The 20,082-nt window shown below is 57.7% G+C and carries 20 protein-coding genes and 1 tRNA gene; 16 read left to right on the top strand and 5 right to left on the bottom strand.

Going from position 1 to position 20,082, the window contains the following annotated elements; genetic code table 11:
* Positions 1–211 precede the first annotated feature (211 nt).
* On the top strand, positions 212–1,192 hold the full coding sequence (locus Mal15_RS08180) for an aldo/keto reductase (protein WP_199773820.1): 981 nt from the start codon (positions 212–214) through the stop codon (positions 1,190–1,192).
* A gap of 161 nt (positions 1,193–1,353) precedes the next feature.
* Here Mal15_RS08180 and Mal15_RS08175 read toward each other — a convergent pair whose 3' ends face one another.
* Entirely contained in the window at positions 1,354–2,457 is a 1,104-nt protein-coding gene (locus Mal15_RS08175) for a hypothetical protein (protein ID WP_147867313.1), read from the bottom strand.
* A gap of 464 nt (positions 2,458–2,921) precedes the next feature.
* On the opposite strand from Mal15_RS08175, the gene sufU reads away from it, so the two are divergent.
* Together sufU and Mal15_RS08165 are read left to right on the top strand one after the other, a co-directional pair.
* Positions 2,922–3,368, top strand: a complete 447-nt coding sequence (sufU, locus tag Mal15_RS08170) for a Fe-S cluster assembly sulfur transfer protein SufU (RefSeq protein ID WP_147867312.1) — start codon at positions 2,922–2,924, stop codon at positions 3,366–3,368.
* A gap of 2 nt (positions 3,369–3,370) precedes the next feature.
* The gene (locus Mal15_RS08165) at positions 3,371–4,642 is read left to right on the top strand and encodes an aminotransferase class V-fold PLP-dependent enzyme (RefSeq protein ID WP_147867311.1); all 1,272 of its coding nucleotides are present in this window, start codon (positions 3,371–3,373) and stop codon (positions 4,640–4,642) included.
* 66 nt (positions 4,643–4,708) lie between these two features.
* Here the strand turns inward: Mal15_RS08165 and Mal15_RS08160 are convergent, their stop codons facing one another.
* The 3 genes from Mal15_RS08160 to Mal15_RS08150 all read right to left on the bottom strand — a co-directional run bounded on the left by Mal15_RS08160 (position 4,709) and on the right by Mal15_RS08150 (position 7,977).
* Positions 4,709–6,628, bottom strand: coding sequence for a sodium/solute symporter (locus Mal15_RS08160; RefSeq protein WP_147867310.1), 1,920 nt, complete (start codon positions 6,626–6,628; stop codon positions 4,709–4,711).
* A complete protein-coding gene (locus tag Mal15_RS08155; protein WP_147867309.1) occupies positions 6,625–6,930 on the bottom strand; it encodes a DUF485 domain-containing protein in 306 nt (101 codons plus the stop codon). Before Mal15_RS08155 ends, Mal15_RS08160 begins: the two co-directional genes overlap by 4 nt.
* 234 nt (positions 6,931–7,164) lie before the next feature.
* Positions 7,165–7,977, bottom strand: coding sequence for an MBL fold metallo-hydrolase (locus Mal15_RS08150; RefSeq protein WP_147867308.1), 813 nt, complete (start codon positions 7,975–7,977; stop codon positions 7,165–7,167).
* Positions 7,978–8,685: 708 nt separating this feature from the next.
* On the opposite strand from Mal15_RS08150, the gene Mal15_RS08145 reads away from it, so the two are divergent.
* The 6 genes from Mal15_RS08145 to Mal15_RS08120 all read left to right on the top strand — a co-directional run bounded on the left by Mal15_RS08145 (position 8,686) and on the right by Mal15_RS08120 (position 11,945).
* Complete coding sequence (locus Mal15_RS08145) at positions 8,686–9,270, top strand: 50S ribosomal protein L25 (RefSeq protein WP_147867307.1); 585 nt, start codon at positions 8,686–8,688, stop codon at positions 9,268–9,270.
* 60 nt (positions 9,271–9,330) lie between these two features.
* Positions 9,331–9,972: an aminoacyl-tRNA hydrolase gene (gene pth / locus Mal15_RS08140; RefSeq protein ID WP_147867306.1), complete on the top strand. Its 642-nt coding sequence runs from the start codon at positions 9,331–9,333 to the stop codon at positions 9,970–9,972.
* A 104-nt stretch (positions 9,973–10,076) separates the two neighbouring features.
* Complete coding sequence (rpsF, locus tag Mal15_RS08135) at positions 10,077–10,490, top strand: 30S ribosomal protein S6 (protein WP_147867305.1); 414 nt, start codon at positions 10,077–10,079, stop codon at positions 10,488–10,490.
* 73 nt (positions 10,491–10,563) lie between these two features.
* Complete coding sequence (gene ssb, locus Mal15_RS08130; protein ID WP_147867304.1) at positions 10,564–11,067, top strand: single-stranded DNA-binding protein; 504 nt, start codon at positions 10,564–10,566, stop codon at positions 11,065–11,067.
* Between the two features lie 98 nt (positions 11,068–11,165).
* Positions 11,166–11,699, top strand: a complete 534-nt coding sequence (gene rplI / locus Mal15_RS08125; protein WP_147867303.1) for a 50S ribosomal protein L9 — start codon at positions 11,166–11,168, stop codon at positions 11,697–11,699.
* 164 nt (positions 11,700–11,863) lie between these two features.
* A tRNA-Leu gene (locus Mal15_RS08120) sits at positions 11,864–11,945 on the top strand.
* Between the two features lie 567 nt (positions 11,946–12,512).
* Here Mal15_RS08120 and Mal15_RS08115 read toward each other — a convergent pair.
* Positions 12,513–13,936, bottom strand: a protein-coding gene (locus Mal15_RS08115; RefSeq protein ID WP_147867302.1) for an IS3 family transposase whose coding sequence is annotated in 2 segments (ribosomal slippage) — positions 12,513–13,582 and positions 13,582–13,936 — 1,425 coding nt in all. Because the reading frame shifts where the segments join, the coding sequence is not laid out codon by codon here.
* A gap of 234 nt (positions 13,937–14,170) precedes the next feature.
* On the opposite strand from Mal15_RS08115, the gene Mal15_RS08110 reads away from it, so the two are divergent.
* The 7 genes from Mal15_RS08110 (at position 14,171) to Mal15_RS08080 (ending at position 20,031) form a co-directional block, all read left to right on the top strand.
* Positions 14,171–15,712 (top strand): hypothetical protein, encoded by a 1,542-nt coding sequence (locus Mal15_RS08110; RefSeq protein WP_147867301.1) that lies wholly within the window; start codon positions 14,171–14,173, stop codon positions 15,710–15,712.
* Between the two features lie 496 nt (positions 15,713–16,208).
* Positions 16,209–16,784, top strand: a complete 576-nt coding sequence (locus Mal15_RS08105; protein ID WP_147867300.1) for a hypothetical protein — start codon at positions 16,209–16,211, stop codon at positions 16,782–16,784.
* 802 nt (positions 16,785–17,586) lie between these two features.
* Positions 17,587–18,195, top strand: a complete 609-nt coding sequence (locus Mal15_RS08100) for a hypothetical protein (RefSeq protein WP_147867299.1) — start codon at positions 17,587–17,589, stop codon at positions 18,193–18,195.
* Between the two features lie 205 nt (positions 18,196–18,400).
* A complete protein-coding gene (locus Mal15_RS08095; RefSeq protein WP_147867298.1) occupies positions 18,401–18,853 on the top strand; it encodes a TIGR03067 domain-containing protein in 453 nt (150 codons plus the stop codon).
* 115 nt (positions 18,854–18,968) lie between these two features.
* Positions 18,969–19,319 (top strand): hypothetical protein, encoded by a 351-nt coding sequence (locus tag Mal15_RS08090; RefSeq protein WP_147867297.1) that lies wholly within the window; start codon positions 18,969–18,971, stop codon positions 19,317–19,319.
* A gap of 127 nt (positions 19,320–19,446) precedes the next feature.
* On the top strand, positions 19,447–19,737 hold the full coding sequence (locus Mal15_RS08085; RefSeq protein WP_147867296.1) for a hypothetical protein: 291 nt from the start codon (positions 19,447–19,449) through the stop codon (positions 19,735–19,737).
* Between the two features lie 51 nt (positions 19,738–19,788).
* Complete coding sequence (locus Mal15_RS08080; protein WP_147867295.1) at positions 19,789–20,031, top strand: hypothetical protein; 243 nt, start codon at positions 19,789–19,791, stop codon at positions 20,029–20,031.
* Positions 20,032–20,082: the final 51 nt, after the last annotated feature.

Here is a 20,082-nt window from a genome sequence, read left to right as displayed (position 1 = left end):
ACGGGCCCAGGCATGCATACCGATGCCCGTACGCTGGCGCGAGACGGCTGACGCTGGCGCGAGACGGCTGACGCTGGCGCGAGACGGCTGACGCTGGCGCGAGACGGCTGAGGTCAATCGAAAATGGTCCAGTGTGCTTTCATCGTCGCGTCGGGTCTGAGATCATAGTGCGAACCAACGATGAACGCCTCCCTTTGCCCCCCAATTGCAGATGTCTAGCGAATTTATCCTTGCCGGCGAAGACAAGATCCCTTCGGTCGGCCTGGGCCTTTGGAAAATCGATCGCGAGTCGACCGCCGAGATCGTTTACAAAGCCATCGAAATCGGCTACCGCCATATCGATGCGGCCTGTGATTACGGCAACGAATACGAAGCGGGCGATGGGATTCGCAAGGCGATCGACGATGGCTTGGTCCGGCGCGAAGACCTTTGGATCACCAGCAAACTTTGGAACACCTTTCACCGCGCCGAAGTCGTTCCCGTCGCGCTCGAAAAGACGCTGTCGGATTTGGAACTGGACTACTTGGACCTGTACCACATCCACTTTCCGATCTCGTTGGCCCATGTGCCGATCGACAAACGGTACCCGCCGGGATGGTTCTATGATCCCGATGCGGAGCACCCGCAGATGAAAGAGGATCCGGTGCCGATTCTGGAAACCTGGCAAGCGATGATCGAGTGTCAGAAATCGGGCCTGATCCGCCACCTGGGCGTCTGCAACTTCGGCGTCTCCCTGATCCGCGACCTGATGGCATCCTCGTCGGTCAAACCAGCGGTGCTGCAGGTCGAACTGCACCCGTATTTGACTCAGGAAAAACTGCTCCGGTTCTGCGCCCAGCACGACATCCACGTGACCGGGTTTTCACCGCTGGGGGCTCAATCGTATTTTTCCATCGGCATGGCCGAAGAGGGCGAAGGCGTGATTGATCGCAAGGAAACCAAGGCGATCGCCGAGCAAGTGGGCAGGACTCCGGCGCAGGTCGTCTTGCGTTGGGGCCTTCAACGCGGAACGTCGATCGTCCCCAAAACCTCGCGCGTCGAGCGATTGAAAGAGAATCTGGATCTGTTCGATTTCGAATTGACCGACCAGCAGATGAACACACTCAACGCGCTCAACCAGAACCGGCGTTTCAACGATCCCGGTGACTTTGGCGAAAAGGCGTTTCATACCTTTTTCCCGATTTATGAATAACTCTCCAGCCCCGAAACTAATCGCCCCCGTAGCGGAACTCGCCAAGAGTTTCGCTCCACCCCGTAGCGGAAGTCGCCAAGAGTTTCGTTACTCCGACGCACGCTGCCGAAAGTCTTGGCGACTTCCGCTACGGCTTTGACGCTTCCCGCTGGCAACCACCGCTACGTGGCGGTCTGCTGCTGGTAGACCACCAAACCGTGCAGGGCGTGGTACAGCACACCGCACTCCAGGTCGACGTCGCGGCATTGGTGCAACACGTCACACAACTTGCGGACGCTGCGGACCACCCAATCCGATTGCAACAAATCGCGATCCCCCGCGGTCGCGATGAACTCCAGCACGTGCCCGGTCGTCCCCAGCGTCTCACCCAAATCGTTGCACCAACCGGTGCGATGCATATAGGACGTGCTGTAGGTTCCGTCCGGGTTTTGATTGACACGGGCCAATTCGATCGTCGCTTCCAGGTGTTCTTTGGCGGCCGCCCAAACGCCCGTGATCGGACTGCCTTCGGCCATCCGATTTCGCAGCGCCGTTGCGATGCCGATCAACCGATGTGTTCCGCCGCACACGCTGATGGACAAATCGTGTTCGACTTCTGACTGGAGCAACAACTCCGTGCTGTACGTGTTGCCGTCGCGGGCGGTCCAGCGATGGTCGGTCGTGCGATAGTAAGACAGCGGAATCAGGGTCCAACTGAATTCCGCTTCGTAGTTCAGCGGAACATCCCACTCGGCTTGTCGCATCCAATCGTCGATCGTCAACGTGCGCTCTTCGACCACCCAAGTCGCATCGACGGGAAGCCCCGTTTGGGCGACGACGGCCAGCCACTGGTCACGGTGTCCCTGGCCGACCTTGGTGGACGGTTCCAAATCGACGCGCACCCCGTAGCGATCGTCCCCTTCGAACGCGTCACCGATCATCGGGCGAAACCCGTCACAGGTCCCGCCGGCACGAAAGTACTCGAGCGCGCTCTGGCGACCTCGCGGCGTGTCGATCTGGAACTCGTTGCCGTAAGCCAAGATACCGTGAAAGATCTGCCAGGCGCCGTTGACCATCGTCGACAGCCCCCGCCCCTGCTTTTCCGCTTCCAGCGTCTGGGCGACCAGGTCGGCGACGGGCAGCGAAGACGCGTCCGCGGCCGGCTCGCCGTCGGGCAGGGATTCGGGGATCGACAGCGGGCAGCCGGTCGTGACCAGTGCCGACGCCGCCAGCGCCGACAACGCGGTGCGGCGATCGAAGGAACGCGGCGGGGAAGTCTTCTTCATGGTGGAAAAAATGATATCGGTTCGAATTCAGCGGTCCGGCCGTCGCGGGGGATCTCCGCGAGCGGCCTGTCGATTGAATGAGCCGACGGCGCTAGCCGCGGGCCCAGCGGTGACAACCTTGCCCTTGGGGGCCCGTGGCGAGCGCCATCGGCTCACGATTGTCTCGGTTGTGACGCAACCGACAGCCCGCTAGCGGTTTCCGCTACCGGTTTCATTCCCAACCGGTCTGCGACAACGGGCGATGCTGATTGGACCAGTAGACCCCCGCCCACTGCAATCGGGGAACCGTGACAGGCTGGAATCCTATCCCACACTTTCGCCCGGGTGCGACCATTTCGACCGGAATAGGGACTCGTCGATTTTTGACAACGCGCGTAGACTTTAATGCAGCGACTTGAATGCAACGGCGATCGTCCGAGGGATCGCCGGGTCCGTTTGACAATTGTCTCTGGTTTTGCCCGATCATGCCCAACGAACAAGACATTTACGAAGAACACGTCTTGGATCACTACGAGGATCCCTACCACCGTGGTGAGCTGGCCACGGCCACCCATGCGGACGAGGGCAAGAATCCGCTGTGTGGGGATGTGATCCAGGTGATGCTGCGTTTGGATCGCGACGGCAAGATCGAAGAGGCATGGTTTGACGGAGAGGGCTGCGTGATCAGCCAAGCTTCGGCGTCGATGCTGATCGAGGCGATCGAGGGCAAGACGGTCGAGGAGGCGAAGGAGTTTACCGCCAACGAGATGTTGGATCTGTTCGGACCCCAACTGACGCCCAACCGCCAAAAATGCTGCTTGTTGTCCTGGCGGGTGTTGCAATCGGCGTTACACGCTCCGATCGATGATTCCGCCGATGACGACGACGCCGGGCCCAGCTTCGGCGGTCCCAGCTTGAGTGAAGAGAGCTAACGATGTCGCTAGATCCCCTACAAATCCGTCCCGACTTTCCGATCCTCCAGCGCAAGTCCGCCAGCGGAGCTCCGTTGGCGTTTCTGGACAATGCGGCCAGCGCCCAACGGCCGCAAGTCGTCATCGATGCGATCAGCGACTGTTACCAGCGTTATTACGCCAACGTGCATCGCGGCATCCACACGCTGAGCGAAGAGTCGACGGCGGCCTACGAAGCGGCTCGCGAAACGACGCGAGAATTCATCGGGGCGCGGTCGCATGCGGAAGTCGTGTTCGCGGCGGGGACGACCGCCGCGATCAACACGGTCGCCCACTCCTGGGGCGGCGAAAACTTGGCCGCCGACGATGTTGTGCTTTTGACGATCGCAGAGCACCACGCCAACATCGTTCCCTGGCACCAATTGGCCGAGCGGATCGGTTGCCGCGTCGAATTCCTTCCGCTCCGTGATGACTTCACGATCGATGATGCGGTGGTTCAAGCGAAACTTGATTCGCTGCGTCCCAAACTGTTTTCCTTTGCTTCCTGCAGCAACGTCCTGGGAACCAATTTTCCCGTGGCCAAGTGGACCGGCATGGCGCACGCCGCCGGAGCGACGGTGCTGGTCGACGCGGCACAGGGGGCGCCCCATCAAGCGATCGATGTCCAGCATTGGGACGCCGACTTCGTCGTCTTCAGCGGTCACAAACTCTGCGGACCCACCGGGATCGGTGTGCTGTACGGCAAAGAAACGTTGTTGGACGCGATGCCGCCGTTCTTGGGCGGCGGCGGGATGATCGATCGGGTCACGACCACAGGGTTCAGCCCGACGGGTTTGCCGGAAAAGTTCGAGGCCGGGACACCGCCGATCACCGAGGCGATCGGGCTGGCCGCGGCGATGCGTTACTTGCAATCGGTCGGGATGGACAACATCCAAGCCCACGAACACGTGCTCTGCCAGGCCGCCGACGCGGCGCTGCGAGAGATCGAGGGCGTCGAGATCCTTGGCCCCACACCGGACAGAAAAGCCGGCATCGTCAGCTTCACCGTCGACGGCATTCATGCCCACGACATCGCTCAGTGGTTGGATACCCGCGGGGTTGCGGTTCGTGCCGGCCACCATTGTGCGATGCCGTTGCATGAATCGGTCGGCAAGACCGCGTCGACCCGCGCCAGTTTTTATCTGTACAACACGCTCGAGGAAGTGGACCGATTGGTCCAGGCCGTCAAGGAAGCACGCGATAAGTTCATGCGTGGCGGCCGTCGCCGACGCCGACGAAGCCCTTCGCCGGCGTAAGCGGCAGTGTAGAGCAATTGTCCCAATTGCTCTGCAACGATTGGAACAATCGTTCTACATAAATCCTCACGCCATCTCCGCCCCTTTCCGCTGCGTCATCAACGAGACCACGATCAGCGTGACAAATGCCAACGGGATCGTCACGATGCCGGGCTGGCTGAACGGGGCGTAAGCCAATTCGGGATCCCAGCCATAGACACTCTTGTAGGTGTCACTGGACAACAAGATCCAACCCAGCGAACTGATCATGCCGACCAGCACGCTGGCCACGATGCCTTCCTTGGTCGTCGATTTCCAAAACAACAACATGACCAAGGCGGGCAAGTTGGCGCTCGCGGCGACGCTGAACGCCCAGCCGACCAGGTAGCCGACGTTCATTTCCTTGAACAGGATCCCCAGCACGATCGCGATCGCCCCGACGACGATTGCGGCCATCTTTGCGATCCGGACCTTCTTGTTCTCCGACAAGTCCATGCCGAACACGCCGACCAGCAGGTCGTGGGCGACCGCGCCGCTGCTGGCCAGAATCAGGCCGCTGACAGTACCCAAGACCGTGGTGAATGCGATCGCGGAAATGATCGCAAACAACCACGTGCTGATGCTGCGGGCCAACAACGGGGCGGCCATGTTGCTGTCGGTCAAGTCCATCGACGCGCTGGTCATCGCTCCCAGCCCCAAGTACAACGTCAGGACATAGAAGAACCCGATGCTGGCGATCCCAACGATCGTGCTCTTTCGGGCCGCCGCGCCGTCTTTGACCGTGTAGTAGCGAATCAAGATGTGCGGCAGGGATGCGGTGCCACAAAACAGCGCCAGCATCAATGACAAGAAATTCAGCTTGCCCACCATCGCTTCTTCGCGGATGCCGGCAAACTTGGGGTGCTCGCCCGGCCGCAGCACCTCGTTGCCGGGTGTCAGCTTTTGGAAGTAGACCGTCGACTTCGTGCCATCGTCGTGTACGACCGTCTTATTGCGCCACAAGACGACTTCGCTGTCATTCAACGTGGTGAAGAAGCTGACCGGCCCCAGCGGCCCGGTCTCAGCCTTGCCGTCGGGCAGTCGCGTCAGTGTGCCGACCGGTTGCAATTCCTTTTGTTTAGCGTCGCGTCCCAGTGGTGCGCCGTCGATTTGCAAACCGTCAGAGGTTGCAACGATGGATTGAGCCTGTCGCAGGATCACCTGGCCGTCGCCCGCCGGTTGGACATGAAAGACGTCAAACCCGACGCGATCGGCACGTAAGAAACGGACCAAATCCTCGTGCTGCTCCCAGCCGTTCTCGGCCGGCAAGACAGGTCTGCGGGCGATTTCGGGTTGCCCTAATTCACTGATGGAAATCGGGCCGATCGATTCAAACGCCTCGGGCTGAGCGACAAAGCCACGGCCCAACAGCAAGACCACCAGCACGGCGCTGAACACGACCAACAGCGATCCCTTCAAGAACTGCACCCAGGTCGTCGAGACCATCCCTGCGGTGACGACGATCGTGATCACCACGATCCCGACCAACACGACGCCGACCCAGTGCGGGAACCCCAACAGCGGTTGAATCAGCGATCCGGCGCCGACCATCTGGGGAATCAGATAGAACACGCTGACGACCAGCGTGCTCGCGCCCGCCGCCGCTTTGATGCCGCGCGAATCGAACTTGGCGTCCAAGGCATCGGCGAAGGTGAATCGCCCCAGCCGTTTCATCGGTTCGGCAATCACAAACAGCGCCACGATCCATCCGGCCAGGAACCCGATCGAGTACAAAAAACCATCGTAGCCGTACGAGGCGATCATGCCACAGATGCCCAGGAACGAAGCGGCGGACAGGTAGTCTCCCGCGAACGCGATCCCGTTGACGGCCCAAGGGATCTGCCCATGGGCGGCGAAGTACCCGGCCGATGATTTCGCCTTTCGACCCAAGAAGAAACTCAGGCCGACCGTGGCGCCGACGAACGTAAAGAAAACGAAGACGGCGATCCAAGAGGGGTCATAAATCACGCGAGGTCCCCCCGCGGTTCATCGCCGGAGGCAGCCCCGCCAGACGATTGGCCGGCCGGCGATTCGCCCAGCGGTTCGGACTTGCAAAGCATCCCGTACAGCAACGCCATCACCAGGGCGCCGACGATCAATCCGAATCCGTAAACGATGGCCAAGTTCAATCCGGCGATGACGGGGCGTTCCATCAAATGAGCCGCAAACGCGCTCAAAAAAACGAAACCCAAATACAGCACCAAATAGACGGCGAACAGCCAGAGCCCCAAGCGGGCGTTGGAGCGTTGTGTGTCCGAAAGCGACGACATCGAGACCTCAAGAAAGACAGCAAATAGAACAAATCCTCAACCGCCGCGAAGTATAAAGGAACTCAAGCCGCCCATGTGCCCGTAAGAATGAGTTTCAGGTTTCAGGTTTTTCGAACTGCCTACTGCCTACATTTTTCTGCCCCCCCATTTTTCTGTCACCTCCCCAACTCCCAACTCCCAACTCCCAACTCCCAACTCCCAACTCCCAACTCCCAACTCCCAACTCCCAACCCTCTAAACCCGAATCCCGACCTGCAACCCGTCATAAGCCATATCGATGCCGTCGGGCAGCCAGTCACAGGTTTTCTGGTAATCGAGTTGGTGGCCGGTGTGGGTCAGCAGCGTCCGTTGGGCACCGACGGCACGCGACACCTCGATCGCCTCCTCAAGATTGAAATGCGTCGGGTGGGGCTCCATGCGGAGGGCGCCGACGACCAGGGTTTTCACGCCTTTGAGCCGCTCGATCGATGCCGGGGGGATCAAGTTGGTGTCGGTGCAGTAGGCAAAGTCGCCGATCCGAAACCCCAGCACATTGAAGTGCGGTCCGTGCTTCATCGGGATCGGGATGAACTCGGTCCCCAGCACCTCAAACGGGGCGTGATCGATTCGGTGCAGCGACAGCTTGGGCGTCGCTCCGGGGTGCGTGTCTTCGCGGTCGGCAAAGGCGTAGGCGAAGGCCCGCCGGATGTTTGATTCAACGGCCTCGGTGCAGTACAGCGGGACGGCATGACCGAGTCGAAAGGGCATCAACCGCAAATCATCCAGCCCAAAAATGTGGTCGGCATGTTCGTGGGTGTAGACGACCGCATGCACCACGCGAATCCGCTCGCGAATCAATTGGACTCTCAGATCCGGCGGGGTATCGATCAGCACCGTGCCACCGGGCAACCGGACCGTGATCGCACAGCGGGTGCGATTGTTCCGCGCGTCGCTGCTTTGGCAGACCGCGCAATCGCATCCGATCGCGGGGACGCCGACGCTCGTCCCGGTGCCAAGGAACGTGACCAGGCCTTGGTGCGGGCCGCTGGATTCGGGGACAAACGACATGGATGACGGCAAAGCAACAGGGTGAGAGGTCAGTTTTTCAAAGCCACCCTCCCTCTGGGAGGCCTGGCGGAAATCAATGGAACCCGGAACGTTGGGTAGGTTCGGGGGCGTTCAGCGATCCTGCTGGATCCCTCGATTGCAAATTGCAAACTGTTCATTGCAAAATGCAAATTTGCCGAGAATCGTCGCTCAAATCATTTCGCAATTTGCACTGTTCATTTTGCAATTTTCAATCGTTGCCGGTTCACCAGTTTTCGACGCCACCTACTTTTCATCAGGCCGCCCCCTGGGAGGGTCGGGTTTTCCAAGTCCACCCTCCCCCTGTGAGGGTCGAGCGCAGCGAGGGGAGGGCGCTTTCATCCTGTCGATCAAGTCACCGCCGAGCCGGGCCGAAATTGGTTCGATTTCGGGTCGACCGCGGCGAGCACCCGACGCCAGCGGCATCCTACGGCAGCGATCGGCGAGACGCGAGAGGCGGCAAGCGTGCGGATTTCAATGAAATCGCAGCAAAATCGCGGCGAAGAGGCGTCGAGATCACCCCCAGGTTGTCTTCGGCCGCTTGTTTGGGCTTGCAGAGATCTCCGGCCCTGACATACTTACCCGCTTCGCCGTAAACGTATCGGCGTGCCAAACGCACCCCAAACATCGATTTTGGTGGCGTTTGAGGGAACAAAACACAAGAAATTAACGACGTCAGGGTGATCCGCAATGGCGGAAGTGGTACAGGTCCAAAAACGTGAGGGCAGCCTAGGAACGGCCGCATCACGCCGGTTGCGAAAGGCCGGCTCCGTCCCGGCCGTTTTGTACGGGCACAAGCAAAGCAACGAGCATTTGTCGATTTCGCAAAAGACGGTCGAATCGATTTTGCGACATCACAGCAAGATCGTCGAGCTGCAAGGTGCCGTCAGCGAGACGGCTTTGGTCAGCGATCTGCAATTCGATCCGTTGGGGATTGAGGTGCTGCACATCGACTTGCAGCGGGTCGACATGAACGAAAAGGTCACCGTGACGGTGCCGATTCGATTCAAAGGCGAACCGGCCGGCGGAAAGCAAGGCGGAATCGCGATCGAAAACGCTCACGAAGTCGAAGTCGAGTGCCCAGCGGTCGCCATCCCCGATTTCCTGCCGCTCAACGTGGCCAGCGTCGCCCTGGGTGAAAACCGCACGGCCGGGGACTTGTCACTGCCCGACAACGTCGTTCTGGTCACGCCCGTCGAAACCGTGGTTTACCATGTGGAAAAACCCAAGGGCCTCACCGAAGACGAAACCGAGGAAGAGGGCGAAGCGGAGTAGTCCGCCGCTGCCGCGGATTGACTCGCCAGGCCGATCGGCCATGGATCCTTCGACATTGCGATGAAGTTAATCGTTGGGCTGGGCAACCCCGGCCGGAAATACGAACAAACACGACACAATGTCGGTTTCACGGTGGCCGAAAAGTTTGCCGTGCTGACCCATGCCGGTGCCCCGAAAATTAAATTCGAAGGCGAACTCGCGGAGTCTTCGGTCGACGGGGAAAAGGTGGTCATCCTTTGTCCCCACACGTACATGAACGCCAGCGGGCAGAGCGTCCGCAAGGCGTTCGACTTTTATAAGTTGCAGTTAAGCGATATCCTGGTCGTTTGCGATGATCTCAATCTCGACAACGGCCGGATCAGGATCAAGCCATCGGGCAGTGCCGGTGGCCAAAACGGGATCAAGGATATTATCCGGCATCTCGGTTCGGAGTCGTTTCCGCGGCTTCGCGTCGGAATCGGACGGCCTCCCGAAGGTTGGACGGTGACCGATTATGTCTTGGGGAAATTCTCCAAGAGCGAATGCGATACAATCGATGCGGCGACCACCCGCGCGGCCAAAGCTGTGATCAGCTTTGTCACCGACGGCGTCGATCGCACGATGAGCCAGTTTAACGGCGACCCGGACGCTGGCTCAAAACCGAATCAACGAAAACCCTCCGATCAGCCCCAGGGCGATCCGCGATCGGTCGGTCGACAGTAAACCAACGTTCAATCAATCGTTCCCGTTTCACACCCGCGACAGTCCGATTCGCCGCCGGCCGATCGAGCTGAAGCCAAACGTAGCAAAGTAGAAAAGAAACAGTCGTGGCCAAAAACACTTACGAAACACTGTGCATCCTCGACAGCAACCACTACGCCCGTGACCCCGGCGGAGTGAGCAAGCAGATCGAAGACCTGATCACCGAAGCCGGCGGAAAAGTCGAAGTCAATCGTCTGTGGATGGAGCAAAAGCTCGCTTATCCGATCGACGGCCACCAAAAAGGCACCTATTGGTTGACCTACTTCGAAATGGAAGGCAGCGAAGTCCCCAAGCTGGATCGCGCGTTCCACCTCTGCGAGCCGGTGCTGCGTCAGATGACGCTGAAGCTGGACCCGCGGTTGGTCGAGCCGATCTTGGCCAACGCCCGTGGTGCATCCCCGGTCGCCAGCAAAGACGCCGAGGCCGAAGCGGCCAGCGATAGCAGCGACAGCGATAGCGACGACGATTCGGATTCCTGAGCAAGCGGGACTCCCCAGCCAGGCAACCACGTTTTTTGTTTTCCCCACATTCCCAGCAACTCACAGGACAACGATGGCCAGCTACAACCGCGTCATTCTGGTTGGGAATTTGACGCGCGATATCGAATTGCGTTACATCCCCAGCGGCCAAGCCGTTTCCGACGTGACCGTCGCGGTCAACGATCGACGCAAGACCGCCAGCGGGGAATGGGTCGACGAAGCCACATTCGTCGATGTCACGCTGTGGGGGCGAAATGCAGAAGTCGCCAGCGAATACCTGTCCAAGGGCTCGCCGGTCCTGATCGAAGGGCGATTGAAGCTCGATCGCTGGGAGACCGACGGACAGAAGCGAAGCAAGTTGCGCGTGATCTGTGAAAAGATGCAAATGCTCGGCGGACGTTCCGGCGGCGGCTCCGAGCACCATTCCAGCCAACGCGGCGGGAGCGGACAGACCGCCGAGAATCACGGCGGCTACAACTCCCAGGGCGCGGACGATTATTCCGCCGACTCGGGCGCACGCGATGCCCAGCCGACCGGAAGGGGGACCGGATACGACGACCCCGACATTCCGTTTTAATCAACACACCGTTATCGTGGACGGCCCCGGCAATGACGCCCCGGTTCGTCTTGTTTTCATTTGCAACCACCAATCCAACCTCCCGCCAGAGCACAACGATGTCACGCAACGGCCGAACCTTTAAACGACCCTACAAACGATTGCCCAAAGGCGACCACGGTGGGATCCAGCTTCTGTTGATTCACAACGTCGAACACCTCGGCAAGCAAGGCGATATCGTCGAAGTCAAACCGGGTTACGCACGCAACTACCTGCTGCCCCAAGGCATGGCGACCATCGCGACCGACCACCACAAACGGATGGTCGAAAAACACCGTGAAAAGCTGCGTGCGATCGAACTGGAAAAGCTGAAAAGCTACCGCGATTTGGCCGACGAACTCGGCAAGCAATCGATCACGATCGAAGCCAACGCGAACGACGAAGGCCACTTGTACGGCAGCGTCGGCCCGCACGAAATCACCGCGGCCCTCAAAGAAGCCGGCTTCAGCTTGGCCAACGACCAAATCCGCCTGGATGGCCCGCTCCGCGAACTCGGTCTGTACACCGTCCGAGTCCACCTGCACAGCGAAGTCGAAGCCAGCTTGAAGGTTTGGGTCGTCCCGACCGCCGCCGAAGACGCAACCGTTTCCTGAGCCGCGGTTCCCGGTCACCGGGAAACCGAGCAGTCGTCGCCAACACCCTCACCGGCCGATTCCCCCGAGCGCCCGCCGATCCGATCCACCCTACGATCGGCTGCGTTTCGGCAGGACGACGGTGAGCCACTGGCGACGCAACGTCCAACGGAAAAACAACCCGCGGGGCTGTGGCGGAACTGGCAGACGCGCTGGATTTAGGTTCCAGTTTCTTCGGAAGTGCAGGTTCGACTCCTGTCAGCCCTATATGCCGTTTCTCTGACAAGAGAAACGGCTTTTTTTGTGCGCGGGGCGAAGGATCGCAAGTGGCAAAACAATGGGGGCAAGACGATTCCCGGTGTTGATCGCCCAAGGGGACCGATCGGACACACAGGACCGATGGGCCCCGCACGTCCTATCGGTCCCGTTGAGCACGGGGCTGTTTACCACACCGGTGAAAGCCGATTCCCTGCCAATGCCCTCGGGTCAGTTTTTCGATCCATGCGACGCCCGTTCACTGTTCCCACTGGCACCCATTTGACACCGTTACGGCCCTCTCCAGTCAACTGACCAAACGTGTCGGCATTGCCAGCAAACTGGCTGGCATCGGAATGTGTCAACGACATTGAGACAACTTTTGGATACTTGTTAGCAGGGCAGCCCAGCGTACTCGGGGGCCAGCCCCCGAACCCCCGGGATTTTTTTAGGCATGGCTCGGGTGTTCAATGATGGTTCTTGTGGTATCGTCGATTCGTCCGGTGAAACGGAAGATGGCTCTGCGGGGACGCAACCGTCCAAGGGATAGCCGGATCGAGGGTGCGTCAATGACGTCTCTTATGGAGCTCCGGGGCAATTCGCTTCAGGGGCTCCGATTTTTCTTTCTCTTTCCCGTTTTGGAGCGTTGATCCAGACGGCCTTGGGAAGACTCGCAGGAGTTGGGACGCCGCCCACGAATCGCTCAGGATTCTTTTGCCACGCCTCTCGAAGCGTTTCCTGTCGCTGTGCAAGGATTTCTTCGGCTTGTCCGTAGTGTAACGATGATGGTGTGAGTAGGCCGATGCCGCTGTGGTAATGTTCGTCGTTGTACCAGCTGAAAAAGTCTCGGCAGAACCCAAGTGCATCTTCATAGCACCCAAATCGCTTTGGGAATTCAGGACGATACTTCATCGTTTTAAATTGGCTTTCCGAGAACGGGTTGTCGTTGGAAACGTGGGGGCGGCTGTGTGACTTTGTGACGCCCAGCGAAGTGAGTAATTCGGCCACGGAATGGGATGTCATCGAAGGCTCACGGTCGCTGTGAAGGATCAATTGGTCGGATTGGACGCCTTGTTTTTCAATCGTCGTTTCAATGAGCTGGGTGGCCAGATCGGCGGCTTCACGATGCGCCAGCATCCAGCCGACGACGCAGCGACTGTAGATGTCCAGGATGACGTAAAGGTAATAATAGGTCCATGTTTCGGGACCCTTCAGCTTGGTGATGTCCCAAGACCAAACCTCATTGGGTCCGCTCGCCAACAGTTCCGGCTTTTGATAGTTGGGGTGTTTCAGTTGATTCCGCCGCTCGCGAGAACTCTGGTTCTCGGCGAGGATCCGATACATCGTTCGCACGCTGCACAGGTAATCGCCTTCATCAAGCAACTTCGAATAGACCTGCCGCGGTGACTGATCAGCGAAACGTTCACTGACGAGTTGATCAAGCACCGCCTTTCGTTCATCCGCTGATAGCGTTCGAGCAGGTGCAGGCCTCGGGCTCGATGGCCGATCGGGATCACGACGACGGTAAAACGTCGCTCTGGAAACGTTCAGTGCCCGACACGCGGCGGCGACGCCGACGCGTTTGCTAAGCCCTTCGGCTGCTTTCAGTCTGTCTTCTCGGGTGATCGCGTCTGCATCATCTCCGAGACTTTTTTTTGGACGTCAATGATCAACTCCGCCTGACGGAGTTTCTCTTTCAAGCGTTCATTCTCACGCCTCAGATCAGCGAGTTCCTTTGCCGCTGACGCCTTTTTGGGTGATGCTGCTCGATTGGATTTTTTCGATGATGACAATGGTTCTTCCCGAAGTTGACGACGCCAGCGTCCTACCACTGACGAGTAAAGCCCTTCGCGTCGCAGCAGGGCTCCGATTTCACCAGGCTCGGTACACCGTTCGGCCTCGAGCGCGATGCGGCGTTTGTACTCGGCAGTAAAGCGACGACGGCTCGCTTTCTCAGTCACCTCAGGATTTTTCTCAACTTTTTTGTCAGCGTTCTCGGTCATGCAAAATGCTCCGTGCCCTCAACTCTGAAAAACTCAAAGTTGTCTCACGCATGTTGGCACGTCGCAGCCTTCGGCCGCAACCAAACGATCCGGCCTCCATGACCGTTCAGAATGCCGGGGGATTTTCCCAGGCATTGCTCGGGTGTTCAAGGAGCGGCCAAATGGTTGCAATCTGCGGCACCTTCCGCAATCCTTGCTATTTACATGGTTGGCGTTTTACGCTGGGAGGGTGACATGGAACGATTCATCGAACGACACGATCAACGCATCATCGGTGTTTTGTCGGGATTCGACCGGATCCTTTTTCGTGGGACCATACGTGCGTTGAGTTACTTGGACGGGATGGATAAGTATTTGAACGTACATGGCGTCCTCTACAAACATTTCGGCGGTTTCGTCCAACGCATCTCAGACAGAATCAAGGAACACGCCGCTGAATACGCTGAAGCGCATGGCCGGCCGTTCCGATACTTAACGTCTTCATCCATTTCCAAAGAAGACTGCGCGCGAAGCATCATGGAGCAAGACTCCATTCAGCAAGGATTAGTTTGCGTTTTGTCATGTGTGGAATCGTGCCAAACCTACGAGCTTCATAAAGATCCGAAAGGAAAACGTCTTGAATTGGCGCATGCCCGAAGGAAATGCTTGTTCCTCTATTTCTACTTCGTCGACCGGGAATTTGGCCTGATGCACGTCCGACTTCAGACTTGGCTTCCCATGACTATCCAGGTTTGTTTGAACGGGCGTGAATACCTTGCAGGTCGACTGGATAAGGCTGGCATCGGCTACAACAAACAGGGCAATTGCTTTACCCATATTGATGACCTTGCCAAGGCCCAGCAGATGATTGACGATCTTCACAAGCGAAACTGGGTACAGTTCCTGAATGCGTTGGCCCGTCGGTTCAATCCCTGGCTCAAACTGAAAAGTCAGCTGAAGTTCCCCGCGTATTACTGGACCATGCGCGAAAGTGAATACGCGACTGATGTGATGTTTGCGAATGAGGCTTCACTTAATGCGATCTACCCTGCTCTTGTCAATCATGCAGTTCAGCACTTCGGCTGTCGCGATGTGATGCGATTTATGGGCCGTCGCTTTCATCGTGATTTCAACGGGGAAGTGACAAGCGATGTGAAGCATCGTGTGGAAGGAGTAAGGATAAAACACTGGGTCGATGAGAACTCGATCAAAATGTACGACAAGGCGGGCAGCGTACTGAGAATCGAAACCACGATTAACAATCCGAGACGCTTCAACGTTCGAAGAAAAGCGACCCGTGGCGGCGAAGTTGTTGTTGCATGGTTTCCGATGCGAAAGAGCGTCGCCGACGTTGCACGGCGTGTGGAAATATGTCACGCCGCGAATGAGCGCTATCTTGAGGCACTCGCTGTCGTAGGAGAATCATCTCCCGCGCACAAGATACTTGATCCAGTAAGTCGCCGGATTTTCCGTCAGGGACGACCATATCGGGGGCTACGCCCGATCGAACCGGACGAAGTTCGCATGTTCTCGGTTCTGCAGGAAGGGACGTTCCTCTTGCAAGGGTTCCGCAATAAAGACCTACGGTCAAGGCTCTTTCCACATGTCAATCGTAATGACAAAGAGCGGAAGCGGGCGGCTGGGCGTATCACTCGGTTGCTACGGTTGCTTCGCGCACACGGATTGATCCGAAAAGTTTCAGGCACGTTCTACTATCGAATAACACAAAAAGGGCAGAAACTTATGACGACGGCTCTGAAACTTCGCGACACCGAACTCCTCGAATTGAGCGCTTAATCTTTGTTGTCAAAACAAGCTTTCACGGGTTTGTTATACAGAGGGCTGCGCTGTGATAGACTGAGGCGTGCCATGAACCCGTACACCCCACCGACCGATCCAGAGACACCAAAACCCAAACCGGTTGAGAATCAAGCCGGTCGGTTGGTCGCGATTGTGTTTGCCGGATTGATTCTTGGCGGGACATTCCTAATGGCCGCGCTGTCAGTACTTCGTGAGTCAGTTTTGCCTTTGCAGTCCCACACCCTGGGTCGTGAAGTTATGCTTCTGCCCATTTCAATCGCCGTCTCGACGGGATTCCGTTCGCGGGGTTTCGCGATGACGATGATCGGTCTGGCCAGTTCCGGATCGGTCGGTTTGGGCATCATGGTTTCGGGTCTACGCAGGCAACGAAGCAGACAAGAATAGTATCCACTACGCACATGGGACACGCCGATCAGCGGTAGAGCGTCGCCCACGCGTCCTGAACAATGGCTGCCGTTAGGATTGCGAATAGATGCTGCAGTTCTCAATTCGGACCCTACTTCTCGTTGTTTCGTTGTCGAGTATTTCTGCTGCGGTCTGGCTCTACTGGCCCGCCGAGCAGGTGATCGCTTCAACCGACGAGTTTCATTGGCACGACCATTCCGTCGGTGTTGTTGACAAGTGTTACCAAGGCGGACTTCAGCTCCGCGGACAAGTTCGGAGCGACGGGCATTACATTACGCTTCGGGAAGGAGAAGACCATCTTGGTACGACCGGCGGATGGTACTACGAGGTTGGCATTCAGCTCCCTAATGACATCGATTCTGACGATGTTTTTGACTTGGTCCCCGCAGCATCCGGGCGACACCTTGAACACGTCGGCAAATTCGATCGGTTGGGATTCTTGCAGCCATGCGAATTTGTTGCGTTCTACGTTGGCAGTCCCCTCAAAGACTGCATGGCCTGCGACGACCCAGATTCCAGTGGAAGCATTAAAATCATCTCATTGAGTCGCGAGTCTGTCACCATTGCCGTAAAGCTCCACGCTAGCATCCCCGACTCTTGGGACGTTGATATTGACCAAACGTTTACGCTCCCTCGCGAGTAGAGGTTACCGTGCCGTATGCCAACTTCGAATGGGCGCAGTGCCTTCCAATGACATCTCCGCGTCAGCAAGCGGATGTGAATTCTGCTGAAGAATCGAGGCCGACGCCAAGGTGGCGTGGAGCAGCAATCGATGAATCGAATATGGGGCAAAACAATGAGGGCAAGACGATGATGGGGAGAGAGTGGCAGAACGATTCGGGACAGGATGATCCAACTACAGCGTGAGGTCAGGTTGCCGAGATGTCCTTCTTGCTATCGTTTTGCCCCCATCGTTTTGCCGTTCCTCGCTGGTGGGGCGACAATCGTGCAATGGGACCAATAGGACACATCGGACTTATAGGTCCCATCTGTTCTATTGGTCCTATCGATCGCGGGCGTTTGGCCGCTGAGGTTGGACCAGGCGACGTTCGTTGCGAGTTGACCGAAATGCAGTCGGCGCCAAAGACCGACGCGAGTTTTTGACAACCACCCGACGCGCACCAGCGGCCGACGACGGTTAACTGCAGATCTGCGCCGGTTTCAACTGCCTGCGGTCACTTCCGTGAGGTTGTGCCTGCAACAGTGCGTTGCGCATCGACACGGACTTTCCATGGTCGAGACTCCATGACTAGGCGAATGCTCCGGTAAAGTGACGAAACATGCGGACGATGCTCGCGCCGCGGGTGTGCAGGCTTTATCCGCTCACTGTCGCTGCAAAGCAGCGACCGGGAATCGCCTAAAGGCTAGACACCAACGGTTGCTGCTTTGGGCGCGAAGGATGACATTTCGTCGCGTCTGGTACGTTTGATAACCGTAAAGCGATCATGGAAGCACAATGGAGCCTGCCGACAAAGCGGACCGGTCAGCATCGCGTCATTCGAATTCGCCTGGGACTGAGATTCTGGCACGCTCCGCCAGGATTCGCTCTTATTTCGGGTGAATGGGTTGGTGGTGCGTTGGCCGCCGGCGGAGGATGTCAGCCGTTAGTCGACGCTACACCGCATGGTTACATCATCAACCGACGCCGCACATCACTGTGTGGGGTCATTCAATACCGGAATCGCCGAATCACCATGCCCGCAGACGTTAATCCCTACTCGGCCCCATCCCCCATCGAAAGCAATGTTTTTCCCTGGCTGGGACAACGCTTTCCGGGTCGTTCAGTCATTGCGTTCGCGTTCGCTGTTCTGGAGGCATTCACGGCGTTACTCACCGGCGGGCTTTGGGCGATCAACGCGATCGATCTGGGTCGCTTCGGCGCTTTGTTTTTGTTGTCGCTCGTTGTTTCATCGGCGATGCTGCTCTGCTCGGCAAGATGCTACGCAACGGGATCGAGAGGGTTTGCTGTCTTACTCGCTGTTCTCTCCCTATGCGTGATGACCTGTGGTGTCCTTCTCTGTCTGCACGATGCCGGGGTGATTCCTCCGTTTTGAGTACATTAAGGCGGTCTACTTTTTCCGTGCAGCGAGCAGTACAGGATTTGACGAATTCGTCGCCGCACTCGATAGTGCCGTAAACGCTGCCGGCACAGTCCCTGAAGAGACGGGTGAAATCGGGTAAGGACATCGCCGTCGGGTTTTGGCACTTTCACATCCGTCTTGGAGGTGCACCGTTTTACCAAATGAGGTTTGAGTAAACATGCGACTGATCTGTTTGTTCGTTGCCGCAGGCCTACTTGCGACCGCGGCACTATCGATGGACGCCGACGAATCGCAGTTAGAAACCATGGTGCTTCAAAAGCTGCAAGGGAACTGGAAGGCGGAGAAGTGGATCATCCACGGGAAGGACACCTCAGAGGGGCGAGACAATCGGTCCTACCGAATCGAAAACCGAAAGATCGTGTTCGTTGCCGATGACGAAGAAGTCGGGCATGCCACTTTCGAAATTGATGTTTCGGACAAGCCATACAAGATCGACGTCACCTACGTGGGTGGCCCACGTGACGGGCAGACTCTACCCGGTATCTTTCGTTTTGACGACGAACACTTCATCAACTGCTTCCCCTATCCTGGCGATCCTCGACCAACGTCGTTTGAGTCCACCGCTGCGAATCGCTACTTTCTTTCGATCGACCGGAAGAAGGCTGATTGAACCGAACACCGGACGATGGCGATCCCCAGCGACCTCCGTGATACAATCCGACTACGTTGCCAGTGGATTTGGAGAGCGGACGGTGCGGGAGAAGGGAGCGACGACGGATGTACTATTGCGTTCATTCGTCGAAAACATTTCAATTTACAGTCCGGTGAGTCATCGGTTGAATGTCCGCTACACCAGCCCTGAAGGGGCAACGCCATCCACCGTGCCGGATCGATCGCCGCGCACTGTGTCGGCCTTCCAGGCCTGCGTTGAAGTTGCCATTCGAGACCGGGCCCTGACGGGCCCGGCAAACACTCTGTCAGCCCGCTGGGCTTTGAAATCGAGCTTTGTTCGTTCCCTGAAAAGCGAGCCAGAAGGTGAGAAGGAGGCTGCCGCCGAATCGGACTGGTCTGCCGCCGCTCAACTCAAGTTTTCCTGGGCCCCGAGAAACTGGCACTCTCTGCAGGATCCGCTCTAATCGGATCCTGTAACCGGCCCACACCAGAGCCGACAGATTTCTGGCGCGAGGTCTATCCGCAATCGTCCGCGTGCGCCGATAGATCGCTTTTCGTTCGTCCACAGGTTGCGCGCCACAATCGGGAGGGGTGTACGATGCTGAGTATCAACAACAAGTTGACGAATACAATCGGCAGTCAGAAACGACCGAGCGGCAACTTCTTCAAACACAGCAGCAGTTGGATCAATCCCCAAAGCAACTTGATCGAACACAACAGCAGCAAGACGAAACGGAGCGACAACAGAATCGATCCAAGGCACAATCCGATCGCTATGATGCGTTGCTGGACCGATGGGAAAAGCAGGCGGATCGTCAAGACAGAGTACTCGATGCGTTGGAGCAAGTGTTGTCAACGCAAGACGACGATCCGTTAAAGTGAGGCTCTTTGAGAAAGCGGTGTTATCCCCAGTGGAAACGGATTGATCTCCGCATGAGCGAACTTGATCGAGACCAATCGCAACTCAATCCGTACGCGGCGCCGGCATCTGAGGAGCTGCCGCGAAACGCTGTCAAGTCCTCGCTGATGTATGAGGCAACTCTTTTTGGCGGACTCGCTGCGATGATTGGCGGCGTCGCTCTATTGACCGCAGCGTCCGCCCATCCGATCCTCGTGAACGTTGGGGCGCTGCTCTTCGGGCTGGGATTCCTCGCGCTGATCGCCACACTTCGTTAGCCCCGAATGGTCCCTTCCATCGCCCGCCAATCTGGGTCCCTTACTGTCGCG

The sequence above is a fragment of the Stieleria maiorica genome (genome assembly GCF_008035925.1).
Classification (GTDB): Bacteria; Planctomycetota; Planctomycetia; order Pirellulales; family Pirellulaceae; genus Stieleria; species Stieleria maiorica.
The sequence above is the reverse complement of the archived record's forward strand: the minus strand, read 5'-3'. Positions and strand labels throughout refer to the sequence as shown.